Raw genomic sequence first — 16,016 nt, 5'->3', positions numbered from 1 at the left:
GGAATTTGAAGTGGCCATCAGGGGAACGACTCGGGCCAAAGCGGTGTCGGTGCCCGCTCGCATGTCCAGGGGAGTGGTTGCAAGCCATACTGCATCAACCCGAATCATTGCAACCACTCACGCAACCACTGTGCGCAGGAGGCGCCACCCTGCAAGGGCCAGTTGACGACAATGGTGGCGTTTGCCCGGTGGACTTCGATGCGGATGTCAGGCGGCGCCGACGATGGGGATGATGGATCTGGATCCGCGCTCAAGGTGACTGGCACGAATGCATGTGCCTCAATGACCAGTGCGCCTTGGCTGTGTTCGCGCAACCACCGGTGAACGATGTTGGCGTTGATGGCATGTTTGAGTGCGACGGCGGCAATGGATGCGCCAGGTTCAGCGCATTGCCCAACAACTTGGAGTTTGAACTCGGGACTGTAAAACCGCCGCTTGGGGACTTTGGTGCGAGCTTCGCTCGCCATGGTGTGCATGATCTTCATCGTGCACACTATCTCCAGAAATCAGCCTCTACTCAAGATGACTTGGCCGGGCGCTTACGCACCGGCCTCAACTTGGCTTCAATCAAATGAAAATACCAACGGGCCTAAGTTGTGCGACCTGCCCGCCGATTGAAAAACAATCAAATTAAATCAAGCCCACCGCGCATGGGTTTTCTTTCGGCTGGTGCCGTTATAAGTAGTCAACGCTTAAGCAACATGAGTACGAGCAGGAGGAGGACGCCCGTTAGGAGGATTTTCAAGATGGGATAGCCATTCGATGATTTTATTGGTTTGAGGTCACAGTCTCGCGCCATCAGAGCCGAAGGTATTGTTGTATCGTTATTCATATCGACTGTTCCAAGTTACCCGACTCTTTTGTTCGGTGCGAGGGATGCTATCGATGTCGCCGTGAAGCTTTATTGAGCTATGTCAAGCTTTCCGTAAATCGTCTGGCGCTATCATCGCGATACATTTCACACGGACATCATCCTACTGCGCTTCACCTCCATAGGCGTGGCCCGAAAGGGTTCAACCCAGCCTTACCCGCTGGTTTTTTTGGCCGGTGCTGGTGCGGTATTTGGGCAAGTTGCCTACAGATTGCCTACAAGCAACACCAAAAAGAAAAGCCCACTACCGTATTGATAGCAGGCTTTCTATGTGTGACTTGGGGTGGCTGATGGGGCTCGAACCCACGACAACAGGAATCACAATCCTGGACTCTACCAACTGAGCTACAGCCACCGTAGGGTTGAAATTATAGCGGCAAAGCCGCTTCAAGTTATTGCGTCACACCTTCTTCTGCATTTGCCTTGCCGGGGGCCGGCTTGGCCACCAGGATTTCAGCCTTGAAGCGCTCCTTTAGCCCGTTGTAATAAGCCAGATTCTCTGCAGAGGTCCACCACTGTGTGTACTGGTTGTGTTCCTGTTTGGCGGCGGCTTCGGCTGGCGCATCACGAGGCACGACCTTGCCAACCTTGACGATGACATAGCCCTGGGCACCCAGATCAACGCCAGCAAAGGTGGGCAAGGCGCTTGAATCGGCACGTAGCGCGGCATCTACTACCTGCGGTGGCAGTTTTTGTGTCTGCTCCCGCGACACCAGCACCGGGTCAGACAGCGTTGCGGATGCCGGAGCAGCCTTCCATGCGGCCAGTTTGGAAATGCCGTCCTTGCGCGCTTCTTCAGCGCCGCGCTGCTCCAACCAGCGCTTGCGCACAATATCTTTCACTTCTGCAAAAGGCTGGGTATGCGCAGGGGTGTATTGGATGATGCGGCCCGAAGCCAGCTGGCTGGGCCCCACCTCAATGGCTTCGGTGTTGCGTTTTTTCTCGATCGCATCGGGTGAAAACAGCGCGTTGAGGAATTTTGGGTTGGCCAGCACACCCGTGACACCCGCTGAAGGCTGGCGCGTCACATGACTAGCCGATTTGATTTCCAGCTTCAGGCGGTCGGCAACCGGCTTGAGGCTATCCGACTGCTCATAGACGCCGTTGGTAAAAGCTTCAGCAGTTTCAGAAAATTTCTTCTGCGCCTGCTGCTTCTTCAGATCGGCTTCCAGCTCGGTCCTCATCTCTTCAAAACTGCGTTGCTTGGGCGTTTTGATGTCGGTCAGCTTGATGATGTGGTAGCCAAAGTCGGACTCCACCACGCCGCTGATGTCACCTTTATTCATTGAGAAAGCGGCATCCTCAAAAGGCTTGACCATGGCGCCGCGGGCAAAGAAATCGAGGTCCCCACCGCTTGGGGCGGAACCAGGGTCCTGTGAATTTTTGCGTGCCACATCGGCAAACGTATCCGGAGCTTTTTTAACAATCGCGAACAGCTCCTCCGCCTTGGCCTTCGCCTTCTCGCGCTCGGCAGCCGACGCCGTCTTGGGCGCGGCAATCAGGATATGGCTGGCACGACGCTCTTCTGCACCGCTCAGTCGCTGGGCGTTCTGCTCGTAATAGGTTTTCAGGTCCGCTTCGTTGATGATGATGTTTTTCTTGACAGTATCCACATCAAGCAGCACGTACTCGATATTTGCCTGCTCGGGCGCCTGGAAGAGCTTTTCGTTGGTTTTATAAAACTGTTCGAGGTCGGCATCCGTCGGGCTGAGCTTGGCTGCGAAATCGGCGGTGTTGAAACGGGCTAGCTGAATTTCTCGCCTTTCGAAGTAGGCGTTAAGTGCCAGGTCGGCGGCCGAATTGGAAGAAAACCCGCTGGCACCGATACCGACCAACACTTGACGGTTCGACAGATCGGAACGCACATTGGCTTCAAACATTTCAGGCGTCATCCCCTGACTGCCCAGCAGTTGACGGTAGCGTTCCATGTCGAGCGTTCCGTCAGGCCGACGCAAGGACGCGATCTCAGGGCTTTGCTGCAACTCGCGCGCCAGGCGTTGGTTGCTGGTGGTGAGCTTGAATTTTTCCGCTGCGGCAGCAATCACGCGGTCACGCACCAGGCGCTCAAGCGTGGCATAGCGCGCTTGCGGCGAATCCAGCAGTTTGACGTCCAGCGTCGGCATGGAGGCCCGCAGCCTGTCAACTTCACTCTGGTGTGCCCGATCCCATTCCGACTGGATGATGTCCTTGCCGTCCACCTTGGCAACTGTTACCCCGTTTTCCCTGGAACTGTTATAGCTGTTGAGACCGACCAATATAAAAGACGGAACAATCAGCAGAAACAGCAACGCCATCGTGACTTTGGTGTGCTTGCGAATGAAATCAAACATCTCGAATTTCCTGTAGGCTGTCGAATAAAGCTCAACAATAAAAAAGGCGAACCCAAGTTCGCCTTTTTTTCAATGGGTGGTGGGTGCTGACGGGCTCGAACCGCCGACCTACGCCGTGTAAGGGCGCTGCTCTACCAACTGAGCTAAGCACCCCACCTTAAACCTCTTTCATCAGTTCAAAGCATCCTTGAGCGCTTTGCCCGGACGAAACTTTGGAACCTTGGCAGCCTTGATTTTAATCGCATCGCCGGTGCGTGGGTTGCGGCCAGTGCGGGCAGCGCGTTTGCCCACTGCAAATGTGCCAAACCCTACCAGAGACACGGAGCCTCCTTTTTTCAGGGTTGTTTTCACGGCACCAATGGTTGCCTCCAGCGCACGCGTCGCGGCAGCTTTGGAAATATCAGCATTTTTGGCAATGTGCTCGATCAGTTCAGTCTTGTTCACAAGAAGCCCCTCGTTGATTAAAGTTAATCTGGTTGTCTCTAAAAAATATCTCCCGGAACCCCAGTGATGAAGGTGTCAGCGAGAGCGGCATGTGCAGGTTTTCTGCTGATTCCAATTAGAGCCATGGACTTCTAACCTGTCAATACAGCATCAAGTTTCTTCACTGTACGGACGCGGATTCTAGTCCCTTTTTTTACGCTTTCAAGACTTAAGCGTAAGCATGGTGTGCAATTTTTATGCTTGACAAAACCCGCCGTTACCCCGCGGCGAGAGCCGCGGCAATGGCCTTGCCGACATCCGCTGTACTGGCCTGACCGCCCAGATCCGGCGTACGCGGAGCTCCCCTTTCGGTGCTTAACACTTTTTCAATGGCGGCAAGAATGCCGTCGTGCGCGTCCTTGTGTCCCAGGAACTCCAGCATCATGGCACCGCACCATATCTGGCCAATGGGGTTGGCAATGTTGCGCCCTGCAATGTCCGGCGCAGAGCCATGCACCGGCTCGAACAGCGAGGGAAACTTGCGCTCCGGGTTGAGGTTGGCGCTGGGCGCAATGCCGATGGTTCCGGTGCAAGCGGGCCCCAGATCACTCAGGATGTCACCGAACAGGTTGCTGGCCACCACGACGTCAAAAAAATCAGGACGCAGTACAAAATGCGCCGTCAGGATATCAATATGAAACTTGTCCAGTTGGATCGCCGGATAGTTTTTGGCCATCTCAAGCACACGTTCATCCCAATAAGGCATGGAGATTGAAATGCCATTGGACTTGGTCGCACTGGTCAGGTGTTTTTTGGGCCGGGACTGCGCCAGCTCGAACGCAAACTTCAGCACGCGGTCCACGCCAATTCGGGTAAACACCGACTCCTGCAGCACAAACTCACGCTCGGTTCCAGGAAACGCCTTACCGCCAATGCTGGAGTACTCGCCCTCGGTATTTTCACGGACGATATAAAAATCAATCTCGCCGGGCTCGCGCGGGCTGCCGTCGCGCCTGACCACCGGTGCAATGATGCCGGGCATCAGCCGTGCCGGCCGCAAGTTGATGTACTGGTCAAACTCGCGCCTGAACAGCAGCAGCGAACCCCAAAGCGATACATGGTCGGCGATTTTGTCAGGCCAGCCAACCGCGCCAAAGTAAATCGCGTCATGCCCGCCGATCTGGTCTTTCCAGTTGTCGGGCAGCATCTTGCCGTGCTTTTCAAAATAGTCCCAACTGGAAAAATCGAAATGATCGAACTGCAAATCAATCCCGAATTTGACGGCGGCCGCCTCCAGCACGCGAATGCCCTCAGGCATCACTTCCTTGCCGATGCCGTCACCCGCTATGACCGCAATTCTTTTTTTACCGATGTTCTTGCTCATGATGGTCCTTTGATTCAGGTTTTAAAAAATTCAAGGCTTGCGCCAGCAGTAGCGCTGGCGCTTCTTCCGCAATGCAGCGCCTACAGGGTAGGCTGCACCCCGACACGTCGCTGGCCCGTTCCCGCCAGAGACGCAACACGTCGAAATACTGTCCGACTGCGCCAATCGATGCCCCGCCGCCACATCGGTGCGGTCGTGCACCAAGTCAATTGTGGCGGATGCCCGGTAGTCCTCGCAACTACTCATGGCTGTTCCCGGGATCTGCGCACAGCGCTCGTACTCGGCCAGCGCGGCCGGAGCAAAAGCCGTCAGGCCCGCCTGGCGCTTGCCCATCACGCTACACACATAGCGCACCGGACCAGACTCGATCAAGGCTTCCGGCAAAGGCGGCGGCTGCATCAAAAAGAACCAGTGCCAGTAAGCGCGCGCAAAGGCATGGGAGGTGTTGTCATATATGGCGAGTGTGGGTGCAATGTCCACCAGCATCAGCCGCTGCACCACGTCGGGGTGGTCAGCCGCCAGGCGGTGCGCAACCCGTGCGCCGCGGTCATGGGCCAGTACTTGAAATCCATCAAACCCGTGGTGGTGCATGACGGCCACGGTATCGAGCGCCATCGCACGTTTGGAATAAGCGTGGTATTCAGGATCGCTGGTGACCCGAGTCGAATCACCGTAGCCGCGCAAGTCCATCACCACCACGGTAAACACCTTGGCCAACTCAGCGGCCACCGCGTGGCACATCACATGGGTTTGCGGATGCCCGTGCAGCAGTAAAAGTGGTGCGCCACGGCCGCTCCGCAAGGTGCGCAGCACACCGGTTGGGCCTTTGACATCACAGGACACAAAATCCTCAAACATCCATCTGCCTTGCTTCCTTTGGTTTAGAACAGATTCTGTAGCAATGCTTAGGATGATTCAAGCAATAATCCGGCAATTGATTGTTTCTTTAAGGGCATGAATGGAACGCAGCGACCTGGAACTCGTACTGGCCGTGCGCGACCACGGCAGCCTGGCTGCCGCCGCACTCAGCCTTGATGTGGCGCCGCCTGTCGTGACCAAGCGGCTCGCTGCGCTGGAAGCACGGCTGGGCCAGCGTTTGTTTCAGCGCACCACCCGGCGCGTCAGCCCGACAGCCGAGGGCGAAACCGTGTGCGAACGTGCGCGCGTCTTGCTGCAAGGCTTTACGGCGCTTGAAGCCGAACTCCAGGAGCGCAAGGCAGAGCCCATGGGATTGATCCGGCTGGCGGCAACCTTTGGCTTCGGGCGCCTATGGCTGGGGCCCGCGCTGGCAAGCTTTCAGGAACGCTACCCGCGCATCGACATCCAGCTGCAACTCACCGAACAGTTGCCCGATCTCGCACTCGATGGATTTGACGGTGCCATCTGGCTCTGGTCTGTGCAGGGCCGGCAGGCGGCGCAATGGGTTTCGCGCCGACTGGCGCGCAACCAGCGCGTGCTGGTGGCCTCGCCCAGCTACATCAAGCAGCACGGTACACCGTCAAACCTGGAAGCCTTGCAGCATCATGCCTGCCTGATCGTTCGTGAAAACGGCAACGCCACGGGTCAGCGCTTTGATGTATGGCCGCTGAATAAAAACCGGGACAAAATACCGGCGCGGGTGCGGGTTCATGGGCCGCTGTCAAGCAACTCCGGTGAGCTGGTCCGCGACTGGTGCGTAGAGGGCCGCGGCATCATGCTGCGCAGCCTATGGGATATTGCACCCCAGCTGGCTTCAGGCCAGCTGGTGCGCATACTGCCAGGCTACGCCATGCCCGACGCCGATATTCACTGGCTGGCACCCTACCGCACAGATTCGCCCCGACGCATCCGCCTGCTCATCGATTTTTTGCTCGCACAATTCCAGAGCACGCCCTGGAAAACTACGTGACCTGCGGCTTCGCGGGCCGCACCACGAGACTCACGCCCAGCGCCGTGAGTGCCGTTCCGACAAGGGTGGTCATGGTGATGGATTCGCCAAACAGCGCCCACGCCATCAGGGCCGTTGTGGGCGGCACAAGGTATAGCAAGCTGGTCACCGAGGTGGCCGCGCCGCGCTGAATCAGCAGGTAAAGGAGCGAGCTGCCGCCGAGTGTGAGCGCAAGCACGGACCAGGCCATGGCGCCGAGAAATTCGCCGTTCCACACAATCGCCTCGGTTTCAAAGAAAGCCAGCGGCAGGGTCACCAGCAAGGCCGCGCCCAGCTGGATGACATTGGCGGTGCGCACGTCGGTGGGTTTCATGAAGCGCTTTTGGTAGAGAGTGCCTGCGGTGATGCTGATCAGCGCAGACACCGCGCAAGCCAGCGTGAGCACCGTGACTTCGCTGCCGGTACCAAACTTGCGCGAGACCACCAGCAGCAAGCCGCCCAGGCCCAACACCAGACCCATCCATTGCCGCGACGTGACCCGGGTGTGCGCTTGCGCTGAGCCTGTCCCCGAGGTCCACAGCGCCGTCAGCACCGGCTGCAAGCCCACAATCAGTGCCGCCAAGCCCGAGCCCATGCCGCCTTTGACCGCCACCCAGACACCGCCCAGATAAACGGCATGCATCAGCAACCCGGCCACAGCCAGATGCAGCCACTGCCGGCGCTCACGCGGCCAGGACGCGCGGGCCAGCCCAATCCAGATCAGGAAGCAGACGATGGACAGGACATAGCGGATCACCAGAAAGGTCAGCGGCGGCGCGTAAGGCAAGCCGAATTTGGCGACGATAAAGCCGGTGCTCCAGATCAGCACGAACACGGCCGGCATGGCCCGAACCATAGCAGGGATAGTGGCGCTGATGGAGGACGCGGAACTCAAGGGCGGCCCACTTCAGGAAAGATTCATTTGGCCCGCGCGCGGATTTCCGGAATGGCTTTTTGCAGGTAATAAATCATCGACCAGACCGTCAGGATCGCAGAGATCCAGATAAGCCAAGTTCCCCACACATGGGTATTGATCACGCCGAACAGCCTGCCGTCAAACAGCAGGAAAGGAATCGCCACCATCTGGACCGCGGTTTTGATCTTGCCCAGCATGTGCACGGCAACGCTTTTGGTAGCGCCTATCAGCGCCATCCATTCGCGCAGGGCAGAAATCGCAATCTCGCGGCCAATGATGATGAGCGCCACAAACACATCAGCGCGCTGCAAATGCACCAGTACCAGCAGCGAGGCGCTCACCAGAAACTTGTCGGCCACCGGATCGAGGAAAGCGCCGAATGCGGACGTCTGGTTCAGCTTGCGCGCCAGAAAGCCGTCCAGCCAGTCGGTCGCAGCGAAAACAACAAACATCACGGTGGCAATCAAGTTGCGCTCAGCCGTGCCGATGTTCAGATAGAAAATCCCTACGATCAACGGAATCGCGACGATGCGGGTCCAGGTCATCAAGGTCGGAATGGTCAGAAACATAGCCCGATTTTGGCATGAGCCGTGAGCCCCTTGCCTGCCGAGCGGTCAGCGCAGGCCAAAATGGTGCGCTTCGTTGCGCAAAAACGTCTGGACCCGTTACGCACAGGCACGCACGAGAAGACCGGTTGACTCCCGCGTGCGCTCGCCAGCGCGCCCATCAGCGCTCAATGCAAGGCGCGATAAATGCCTTCGGCAAGGTCTTTCGAAATACCGTCCACCATCGCGATATCTTCCACGCTGGCCGACGCAATGCCGCGAATACCCCCAAAGCGCTGCAGCAGGCTGGCGCGGCGCTTGGGGCCGATTCCCGCAATATCTTCGAGCTTGCTGCCCCCCACCCGGACCTTGGCCCGTTTGGCGCGCATGCCGGTGATGGCAAAGCGGTGGGCTTCATCCCTGATTTGCGCAATCAGCATCAGCGCCGCTGAATCGCGGCCCAGGTACACCTTGTCGCGCCCGTCGGCAAACACCAGTTCTTCCAGGCCGACCTTGCGACCCTCGCCCTTTTCGACACCGGCAATAAGACCCAGATCCAGACCCAGCTCTGCAAACACCGAACGGGCCATGGACACCTGCCCCTTGCCGCCATCCACCAGCACCAGATCCGGCAGCTTGGCTTCGCCCTTAGTTTCAGGATTACGCGCTGCCTCGGCCAGCTTGGTGTAGCGGCGCGTCAGCACCTGCCGCATGGCTGCGTAATCGTCGCCCGGGGTAATGCCTTCGATGTTGTAGCGGCGGTATTCACTGTTTTGCATCTTGTGCTCCTTGAACACCACACAGGAAGCCTGGGTGGATTCCCCGGCCGTGTGAGAGATGTCAAAACACTCGATGCGCAAGGCGTCCAGGTTGTCCAGCGGCAGCTCCAGCGCTTCTGCCAGCGCACGCGTGCGCGCCTGTTGCGAGCCCTGCTCGGCCAGCAGGCGGGCCAGCTGAAGACCGGCATTTTTCTGCGCCATCTCCAGCCAGATGCGGCGCTGCTCGCGTGGCTGGTGAATTGCCGTGACGCGGCTGCCGGTCTGTTCCGCCAGCGCATCGATCAAGTCCTTGTCCACCGGCTCGCTGCACACCAGGGTGGGTGGCACGGGCACATCAATGTAGTGCTGCGCAATGAAGGCTTCGAGGATCAGAGCCTCCAGTGATTTCTCCTTAGCCTGATCCGCTGGCGCATCAAGTTCCGCGTCCAATGCGGCAACGTCGGTGGCGTTTTCCACATGCGTCGGAAAATAGGGCCGGTCGCCCAGATGGCGGCCGCCACGAACCATCGCCAGGTTGACGCAGGCTTTGCCGCCTTGCACTTTCACCGCCAGAATGTCCACATCCTTGTCGCCACCGATTTCCATGGACTGCTGGTGCAGCACCGTGGACAGCGCCGACATCTGGTTGCGCAGCTCGGCGGCCTGCTCAAACTCCAGCTTGTCGGCATGCGCCAGCATTTTCTGTTCAAGGTCGGTCAGGATTTCCTGCGTCTGGCCCTGTAAAAACCGCTCGGCGTTCGCCGTATCCAGCGCGTATTGCTCAGGCGACACGTGACCCACGCACGGTGCGGAGCAGCGTTTGATCTGGTACAGCAGGCAGGGCCGCGTGCGGTTGCTGAACACCGTGTCTTCGCAGGTACGCAGCCTGAACACCTTTTGCAGCAGCAAAATGGTGTCCTTCACCGCCCAGGCGCTGGGGTAAGGTCCAAAGTAATGGTGCTTTTTTTCGACCGCACCCCGGTAGTAGGCAATACGCGGGTACGCCGCCGCTGATGGAGCGCCGCCCTCCTCCACCGCGCGCGCCGCGGTCAGCTTGAGGTAGGGGTAGCTCTTGTCGTCCCGAAACAGGATGTTGTATTTCGGGTTGAGCGTCTTGATCAGGTTGTTTTCAAGCAGCAGCGCCTCGGCTTCGGAGCGCACCACCGTGGTCTCCATGCGGACGATCTTGGTCACCATGTGGCCAATGCGTGTGCCACCGTGCTTTTTCTGGAAGTAGCTGGTCACCCGTTTTTTCAGGTCGCGCGCCTTGCCGACATACAGCACACCCCCTTCCGCATCAAAGTACCTGTAAACACCCGGCAGCGCAGGCAGTGCCGCCACTTCGCTAAGCAGTTGGGGATCGAATTCGTGAGCTTGGGTCATGGAGGCAATAAGGTGGGCGTCCCGTATTGTGGACAATCCTTTCATGAATCGCAGCCTGCAGTGGGACATTTTTTGCAAAGTCATCGACAACTTCGGGGACATTGGCGTGTGCTGGCGCCTGGCCGCCGATCTGGCCTCGCGCGGCCATCAGGTTCGGCTGTGGGCGGACGACGCCTCCGCGCTGCGCTGGATGGCCCCCGCCGGGTGCGTGGGCGTTCGCGTGCTGCCCTGGGTCGGGCCGCCGGATCTGACTGCTGCGAGGTTTGAACAGCAGCCGCCCGACGTGATGATCGAAGCTTTTGGTTGCGGAATTGCTCCTGAATTAATAGCTGCCTGCGCCCGTATTGAAAGGGTTGTAGGCAAGAAACCTGTATGGATCAACCTCGAATACCTGTCGGCAGAACCCTATGTCGAGCGCTGCCACGCCATGCCCTCGCCCGTGCAAAGCGGCCCGGTGGCCGGCTGGATCAAGTGGTTCTATTACCCGGGCTTCACAGAGGCGACTGGCGGCCTGTTACGCGAGCCCGACCTGACCGAGCGACAAGCCGGTTTTGACCGCACCGCCTGGCTGGCAACGCAAGGCATCGCCTGGAAAGGCGAAAAAAGCGACGAAAAGCTGGTTTCGCTGTTCTGCTACGAACCGCCTGCGCTGGCCGGGCTCCTGGGGCAATTGGCGCAGCACGGGCTGGCGGGCCAGCCGGTGCGCCTGCTGGTGGCGGCGGGACGGGCCGAAAACGCGGTCAAGGCTATTTTAAGTGATGAAATAGGCCTTCAGCCCAATATCGACGGGCGCAGCCAGCTATCAATTTCATACCTTCCGCTGCTGACTCAGCGCGACTACGACCACTTGCTCTGGACTTGCGACCTCAATTTTGTACGCGGCGAGGACTCCGTGGTGCGCGCCCTCTGGGCCGGTAAACCCTTTGTCTGGCAGATTTATCCGCAGCATGACGATGCCCATCTGGCCAAGCTGCACGCCTTTCTCGACTGGCTGGACGCGCCGCCCTCGCTGCGGGCCTTTCACGCAGCCTGGAATGAGGGTGCAACCCGCCAAGCCACCAGCGGCGGCCCGATACCGAGCCCACCGGACTTGCCGGCCTGGCAATCCTGCGCACTCGGTGCCCGGTCCCGCCTGATGGCCCAGGATGACCTAAGTACCCGTTTGCTCCGGTTTGTTGCAAAAAACGTTAAAATAATGGGTTTTGTGGACCAGCCTGGTTAGGCAATCCGCATAACTCGCCAAATAATCCGGCATATAACCCGCCGCGGAACCTCCACACAGGTGAAAACCGGTGCCCAGATTCAGCGGCCTACTACTTCAGTAAAACCGCTATGAAAATCGCTCAAGAAATACGCGCTGGCAACGTCATCATGCAAGGCAAAGACCCGATGGTGGTGCTCAAAACCGAATACAGCCGCGGTGGACGCAACTCCTCCACCGTGCGCATGAAGCTCAAAAGCCTGCTGAACAACTTCAACACCGAAGTCGTTTACCGGGCCGACGACAAGATAGACCAAGTCATCCTGGACAAGAAGGACTGCACCTACTCCTACTTTGCCGACCCCATGTATATCTGCATGGACGAAGAGTTCAACCAGTACGAAGTCGAAGCCGAAAACATGGGCGACTCGCTGAACTACCTGCAAGACGGCATGGACCTTGAAGTGGTGTTTTATGACGGCAAGGCCATTTCCGTCGAAGTACCCACCAGCGTCCAGCGCGAAATCACCTGGACCGAGCCCGCCGTCAAAGGCGATACCTCCGGCAAGGTGCTGAAGCCCGCCAAGCTGGCCACCGGCTTTGAAATCGGTGTGCCCATTTTTGTGGCACAAGGCGATGTCGTTGAAATCGACACCCGCACCGGCGAGTACCGCAAGCGCGTCTGACGCATTGCAGTCCCCACTGCACACAAAAGGCTTGCCGCAACGCAAGCCTTTTTTCATTGGACTGCCGAAGTGTCGCCGTCGGCCATGCTGACGCGCGTCGCAGAGCCTTTGCTTAATTTGGCGGCATTATCTCAAGGGGCCTTTTTGCTTACGGTCAACACAAGCTCCTGCAGTCCCCCATGCCTCGGGCATCGGTTGCAGGACAAATTCGGTGTAGGCTATTCCCATGAACAAAGTGACTACTGAACCGTCTGCAGCCTGCCAGGTGCCGAGCAACGGCCCCTTCAGCCCAGCCCGGCTCTCGCTGCGCCGCGTGCTGATCGACACCTACCCTGAGAATGTGGCCTACATGCACCGCGACTGCGAGGTCTACCGAGCCGAGGGTTTCAAGGCCCTGTCGAAAGTAGAAATTCGGTCCAATGGACGCAGCATCCTGGCCACCCTGAACGTGGTGGACGACGAAAACATCGTTTCCTGCGGCGAGCTCGGCCTGTCCAAGGCGGCCTTTGCCCAGATGGGCGTGGCGGATGGTCACCCCTCCACGGTATCTCAGGCCGAGCCGCCCGAATCAATCGGTGCGCTGCACCGCAAGCTGGACGGCGAGCGCCTGGAACTGGATGATTTCCGCGCCATCGTGCGCGACATTGCCGAGCACCACTACTCCAAGATCGAACTAACGGCCTTCGTGGTGGCCACCTGCCGCGACGAGCTGGACCGCGAGGAGGTGTACTTCCTGACCGACGCCATGATCGAGGTCGGACGACGGCTGGACTGGCACGAACACCTGGTGGTGGACAAGCACTGCATCGGCGGCATCCCAGGCAACCGTACGTCCATGCTGGTGGTGCCAATCGTCGCAGCACACGGCCTGCTGTGCCCCAAGACCTCCTCGCGCGCCATCACCTCGCCGGCCGGCACCGCCGACACCATGGAGGTGCTGGCCAATGTGGAGCTGCCTGTCGAACAGCTCGAAGAGATCGTTCGCAATCACCGTGGATGCATCGCCTGGGGCGGCACAGCCAACCTCTCGCCGTCCGATGATGTGCTGATTTCCGTGGAGCGCCCCCTGTCGCTCGATTCGCCGGGACAGATGGTGGCCTCCATCCTGTCGAAAAAAATCGCCGCCGGCTCCAACCATCTGGTGCTCGACATCCCGATCGGGCCGACCGCCAAGGTGCGCTCAATGCCGGATGCCCAGCGCCTGCGCCGCCTGTTCGAATACGTCGCCAAACGCATGAGCCTGTCGCTCGACGTGGTGATCACCGACGGCCGCCAGCCCATCGGTTTTGGCATCGGCCCCGTGCTCGAAGCCCGTGATGTGATGCGCGTGCTGGAAAACGACCCACGCGCACCCGTCGACCTGCGGCAAAAATCCTTGCGGCTGGCTGGCCGCCTCATTGAATGCGATCCAGACGTGCGCGGCGGCGACGGTTTTGCCATTGCGCGCGACATTCTGGACTCGGGCCGCGCGTTGGCCAAGATGAATGACATCATCAAGGCCCAGGGCAGCAAATCCTTCGACCACAATCACCCCGAACTCGGTGCGCTGAACTTTGAGGTGCGGGCGCCCGAAGCCGGCGTGGTTGCCGGCTTCGACAACCTGCAACTCGCGCGGATTGCCCGCTTCGCCGGCGCTCCCAAGGTCAAGAACGCGGGGGTGGATCTGACGTGCAAGCTTGGCGATACGGTGGAGGCTGGCGCCTTGCTGTACCGCGTGCATGCCGGATTTGCCGCGGACCTGGAGTTTGCGCGCCAGGCTTGCAGCAAGTCCACGGGATATACGATTGGCCGCGCTGACCAGGTACCACACGTGTTTGTGGAGTTCTGATGACGACACCGACCCTGCTGCTGCACTTTGAAGATGAGCACGAAAGCGCGCTGCAGCTTGCCCGTGCAGCGGGCCTTGAGCTGGCCAAAATCGAGCGCCACGACTTTCCTGACGGCGAGTTCAAGCTGCGCCTTCCCGTATCGCTGCCCGAGAGCGTGGTGATACTGCGCACGCTTGACCATCCGAATGAAAAACTGCTGGAGCTGCTGCTGGCAGCCCGCACCGCGCGTGAACTGGGAGCGCGTCACCTGACGCTGGTGGCGCCCTATCTGGCTTATATGCGCCAGGACGTGGCATTTCAGCCCGGTGAAGCCGTAAGCCAGCGCATTGTCGGGCGCTTTTTCGCGGACCTGTTTGACGCAGTGATCACCGTGGACCCGCATCTGCACCGGGTCGCCACGCTGCAGGAAGCGGTACCGGTGCCCCGCGCCATTGCGTTGACCGGCGCGGCCTTGCTGGCCGATATGATCGCCGAGCGCCGGCAGCGGCCGCTGCTGGTCGGCCCGGACCAAGAGTCGGCGCAGTGGATCGCCCAGGCGGCCGCGCGCCACGGTTTTGACCATGCGGTGTGCCGCAAGGTCCGCCACGGCGACCGGGCCGTTGAGATTGAGCTGCCGCCCATAGATGTAGCCGGCCGCGCCGTGGTCTTGCTCGATGATGTCGCAAGCACCGGCCAGACTCTCGCGCGCGCCGCGCGCCTGCTGCTGGCAGCGAGTGCGGCTTCGGTCGATGTGGCCGTGACGCACGCCCTGTTTGCGGGTGACGCCTTGCAGGTCATTCTTGACGCGGGTGTGGGCGAGGTGTGGAGCACCGACTGCATCAGGCATCCCAGCAACGCGGTGAGCGTGGCACCGCTCATTGCCGCTGCGCTTTCCGGTACAACTCATTGACAATCCCTACATGAAGACCCCTCACGACCTCAACGAACGCACCCTGGCCGACGCCTGGGCCGACCTCAAGGCCCACGCCGACGCCGGCATTCCCCTGCAGGCGGATGCCTACCGCCTGGCCTTTGCCGACCCCGAGTTCTTGCTGCGCCGCGAAACGCGCGGCATTCGCTTCCAGCTCGAGATGCTCAAGCCTGACCTCGACCAGCAGGCGCTGGGCATCGAGAACACGATTGTGGTATTCGGCAGCGCGCGCTTTCGCAGCCCCGAAGATGCGCAGCTCATGCTGGAGCAGGCACGCCATAGCGGTGACACGGAGGCGCTGGCCCTGGCCGAGCGTCAGGTCCGCAACGCCCGTTATTACGAGCAGGCCCGGTTGTTTGGCCGGCTCGTGGCCGCCCACAGCGCCCAGCTGCCGGACAAGGAGCGGCTGTTCATTTGCACGGGTGGCGGCCCAGGCATCATGGAAGCGGCCAACCGCGGCGCCCATGACATGGGCGCACTCAACGTCGGGCTCAACATCGCGCTGCCTCACGAGCAATATCCCAACCCCTACATCTCGCCGAGTCTGAGCTTCAAATTTCACTACTTTGCCCTGCGAAAAATGCACTTCATGATGCGCGCCAAAGCGCTGGTGGCTTTTCCGGGCGGATTTGGAACACTCGACGAGTTGTTTGAAGTCATCACGCTGGTGCAGACCGGCAAGGCCGAGCCAGTGCCCATCATTCTTTTTGGCTCCGACTACTGGAAACGGCTCTTTGACATTGACGTAATGATCGAAGAAGGTGCGATTTCACCCAACGACCTCAAGCTCTTCCAGTATGTCGATGACCCGCAGGTGGCTTGGGATGCGATCAGGGAGTTTTACAAACTCTAACTCTAGCGCTGCCCGCCCTGA

13 protein-coding genes, 2 tRNA genes and 1 pseudogene are annotated in these 16,016 nt (G+C 59.5%); 6 read left to right on the top strand and 10 right to left on the bottom strand.

What is annotated here, in order from left to right; genetic code table 11:
• Nucleotides 1-104 precede the first annotated feature (104 nt).
• The 7 genes and pseudogenes from tnpA to B3F77_RS13145 form a co-directional block, all read right to left on the bottom strand.
• On the bottom strand, nucleotides 105-485 hold the full coding sequence (tnpA, locus tag B3F77_RS13175; RefSeq protein ID WP_293605382.1) for an IS66-like element accessory protein TnpA: 381 nt from the start codon (nucleotides 483-485) through the stop codon (nucleotides 105-107).
• 665 nt (nucleotides 486-1,150) lie between these two features.
• Nucleotides 1,151-1,226: transfer RNA gene (locus B3F77_RS13170), tRNA-His, on the bottom strand.
• Nucleotides 1,227-1,263: 37 nt separating this feature from the next.
• Nucleotides 1,264-3,201 (bottom strand): SurA N-terminal domain-containing protein, encoded by a 1,938-nt coding sequence (locus B3F77_RS13165; RefSeq protein WP_293605381.1) that lies wholly within the window; start codon nucleotides 3,199-3,201, stop codon nucleotides 1,264-1,266.
• A 77-nt stretch (nucleotides 3,202-3,278) separates the two neighbouring features.
• A tRNA-Val gene (locus B3F77_RS13160) sits at nucleotides 3,279-3,354 on the bottom strand.
• An 18-nt stretch (nucleotides 3,355-3,372) separates the two neighbouring features.
• Nucleotides 3,373-3,645, bottom strand: coding sequence for an HU family DNA-binding protein (locus tag B3F77_RS13155; RefSeq protein WP_293406997.1), 273 nt, complete (start codon nucleotides 3,643-3,645; stop codon nucleotides 3,373-3,375).
• Between the two features lie 256 nt (nucleotides 3,646-3,901).
• Nucleotides 3,902-4,996 carry a tartrate dehydrogenase gene (locus tag B3F77_RS13150; protein WP_293605387.1) on the bottom strand — a complete coding sequence of 365 codons (1,095 nt, stop codon included), beginning with the start codon at nucleotides 4,994-4,996 and terminating at the stop codon, nucleotides 3,902-3,904.
• Nucleotides 4,989-5,866 (bottom strand): annotated as a pseudogene (locus B3F77_RS13145) (alpha/beta fold hydrolase). The gene B3F77_RS13150 and the pseudogene B3F77_RS13145 overlap by 8 nt, the downstream one beginning before the upstream one ends.
• A gap of 100 nt (nucleotides 5,867-5,966) precedes the next feature.
• Here B3F77_RS13145 and B3F77_RS13140 point away from each other — a divergent pair.
• The gene (locus tag B3F77_RS13140; protein WP_293605380.1) at nucleotides 5,967-6,896 is read left to right on the top strand and encodes a LysR family transcriptional regulator; all 930 of its coding nucleotides are present in this window, start codon (nucleotides 5,967-5,969) and stop codon (nucleotides 6,894-6,896) included.
• Here the strand turns inward: B3F77_RS13140 and B3F77_RS13135 are convergent.
• From B3F77_RS13135 to uvrC, 3 genes are all read right to left on the bottom strand, one after another.
• Nucleotides 6,889-7,758 (bottom strand): DMT family transporter, encoded by an 870-nt coding sequence (locus B3F77_RS13135; RefSeq protein ID WP_293605386.1) that lies wholly within the window; start codon nucleotides 7,756-7,758, stop codon nucleotides 6,889-6,891. The two genes, B3F77_RS13140 and B3F77_RS13135, sit on opposite strands and share 8 nt — an antisense overlap.
• Nucleotides 7,759-7,832: 74 nt before the next feature.
• A complete protein-coding gene (gene pgsA, locus B3F77_RS13130; RefSeq protein ID WP_293605379.1) occupies nucleotides 7,833-8,399 on the bottom strand; it encodes a CDP-diacylglycerol--glycerol-3-phosphate 3-phosphatidyltransferase in 567 nt (188 codons plus the stop codon).
• Nucleotides 8,400-8,563: 164 nt separating this feature from the next.
• The gene (gene uvrC, locus B3F77_RS13125) at nucleotides 8,564-10,516 is read right to left on the bottom strand and encodes an excinuclease ABC subunit UvrC (protein ID WP_293605378.1); all 1,953 of its coding nucleotides are present in this window, start codon (nucleotides 10,514-10,516) and stop codon (nucleotides 8,564-8,566) included.
• A 43-nt stretch (nucleotides 10,517-10,559) separates the two neighbouring features.
• Here uvrC and earP point away from each other — a divergent pair, with 43 nt between their 5' ends.
• The 5 genes from earP to B3F77_RS13100 all read left to right on the top strand — a co-directional run bounded on the left by earP (nucleotide 10,560) and on the right by B3F77_RS13100 (nucleotide 15,995).
• Nucleotides 10,560-11,738, top strand: a complete 1,179-nt coding sequence (earP, locus tag B3F77_RS13120) for an elongation factor P maturation arginine rhamnosyltransferase EarP (RefSeq protein ID WP_293605377.1) — start codon at nucleotides 10,560-10,562, stop codon at nucleotides 11,736-11,738.
• A gap of 110 nt (nucleotides 11,739-11,848) precedes the next feature.
• Nucleotides 11,849-12,403: an elongation factor P gene (gene efp / locus B3F77_RS13115; RefSeq protein ID WP_026779511.1), complete on the top strand. Its 555-nt coding sequence runs from the start codon at nucleotides 11,849-11,851 to the stop codon at nucleotides 12,401-12,403.
• A 226-nt stretch (nucleotides 12,404-12,629) separates the two neighbouring features.
• Nucleotides 12,630-14,231: a thymidine phosphorylase family protein gene (locus B3F77_RS13110; RefSeq protein ID WP_293605376.1), complete on the top strand. Its 1,602-nt coding sequence runs from the start codon at nucleotides 12,630-12,632 to the stop codon at nucleotides 14,229-14,231.
• Nucleotides 14,231-15,121, top strand: a complete 891-nt coding sequence (locus B3F77_RS13105; protein WP_293605375.1) for a ribose-phosphate diphosphokinase — start codon at nucleotides 14,231-14,233, stop codon at nucleotides 15,119-15,121. The genes B3F77_RS13110 and B3F77_RS13105 overlap by 1 nt, the downstream gene beginning before the upstream one ends.
• A gap of 10 nt (nucleotides 15,122-15,131) precedes the next feature.
• A complete protein-coding gene (locus B3F77_RS13100) occupies nucleotides 15,132-15,995 on the top strand; it encodes a TIGR00730 family Rossman fold protein (protein WP_293605374.1) in 864 nt (287 codons plus the stop codon).
• Nucleotides 15,996-16,016 lie beyond the last annotated feature (21 nt).

This window comes from Polaromonas sp. UBA4122 (genome assembly GCA_002381615.1).
GTDB lineage: Bacteria > Pseudomonadota > Gammaproteobacteria > Burkholderiales > Burkholderiaceae_C > Polaromonas.
This window is presented reverse-complemented; position numbering and strand designations above follow the sequence as displayed.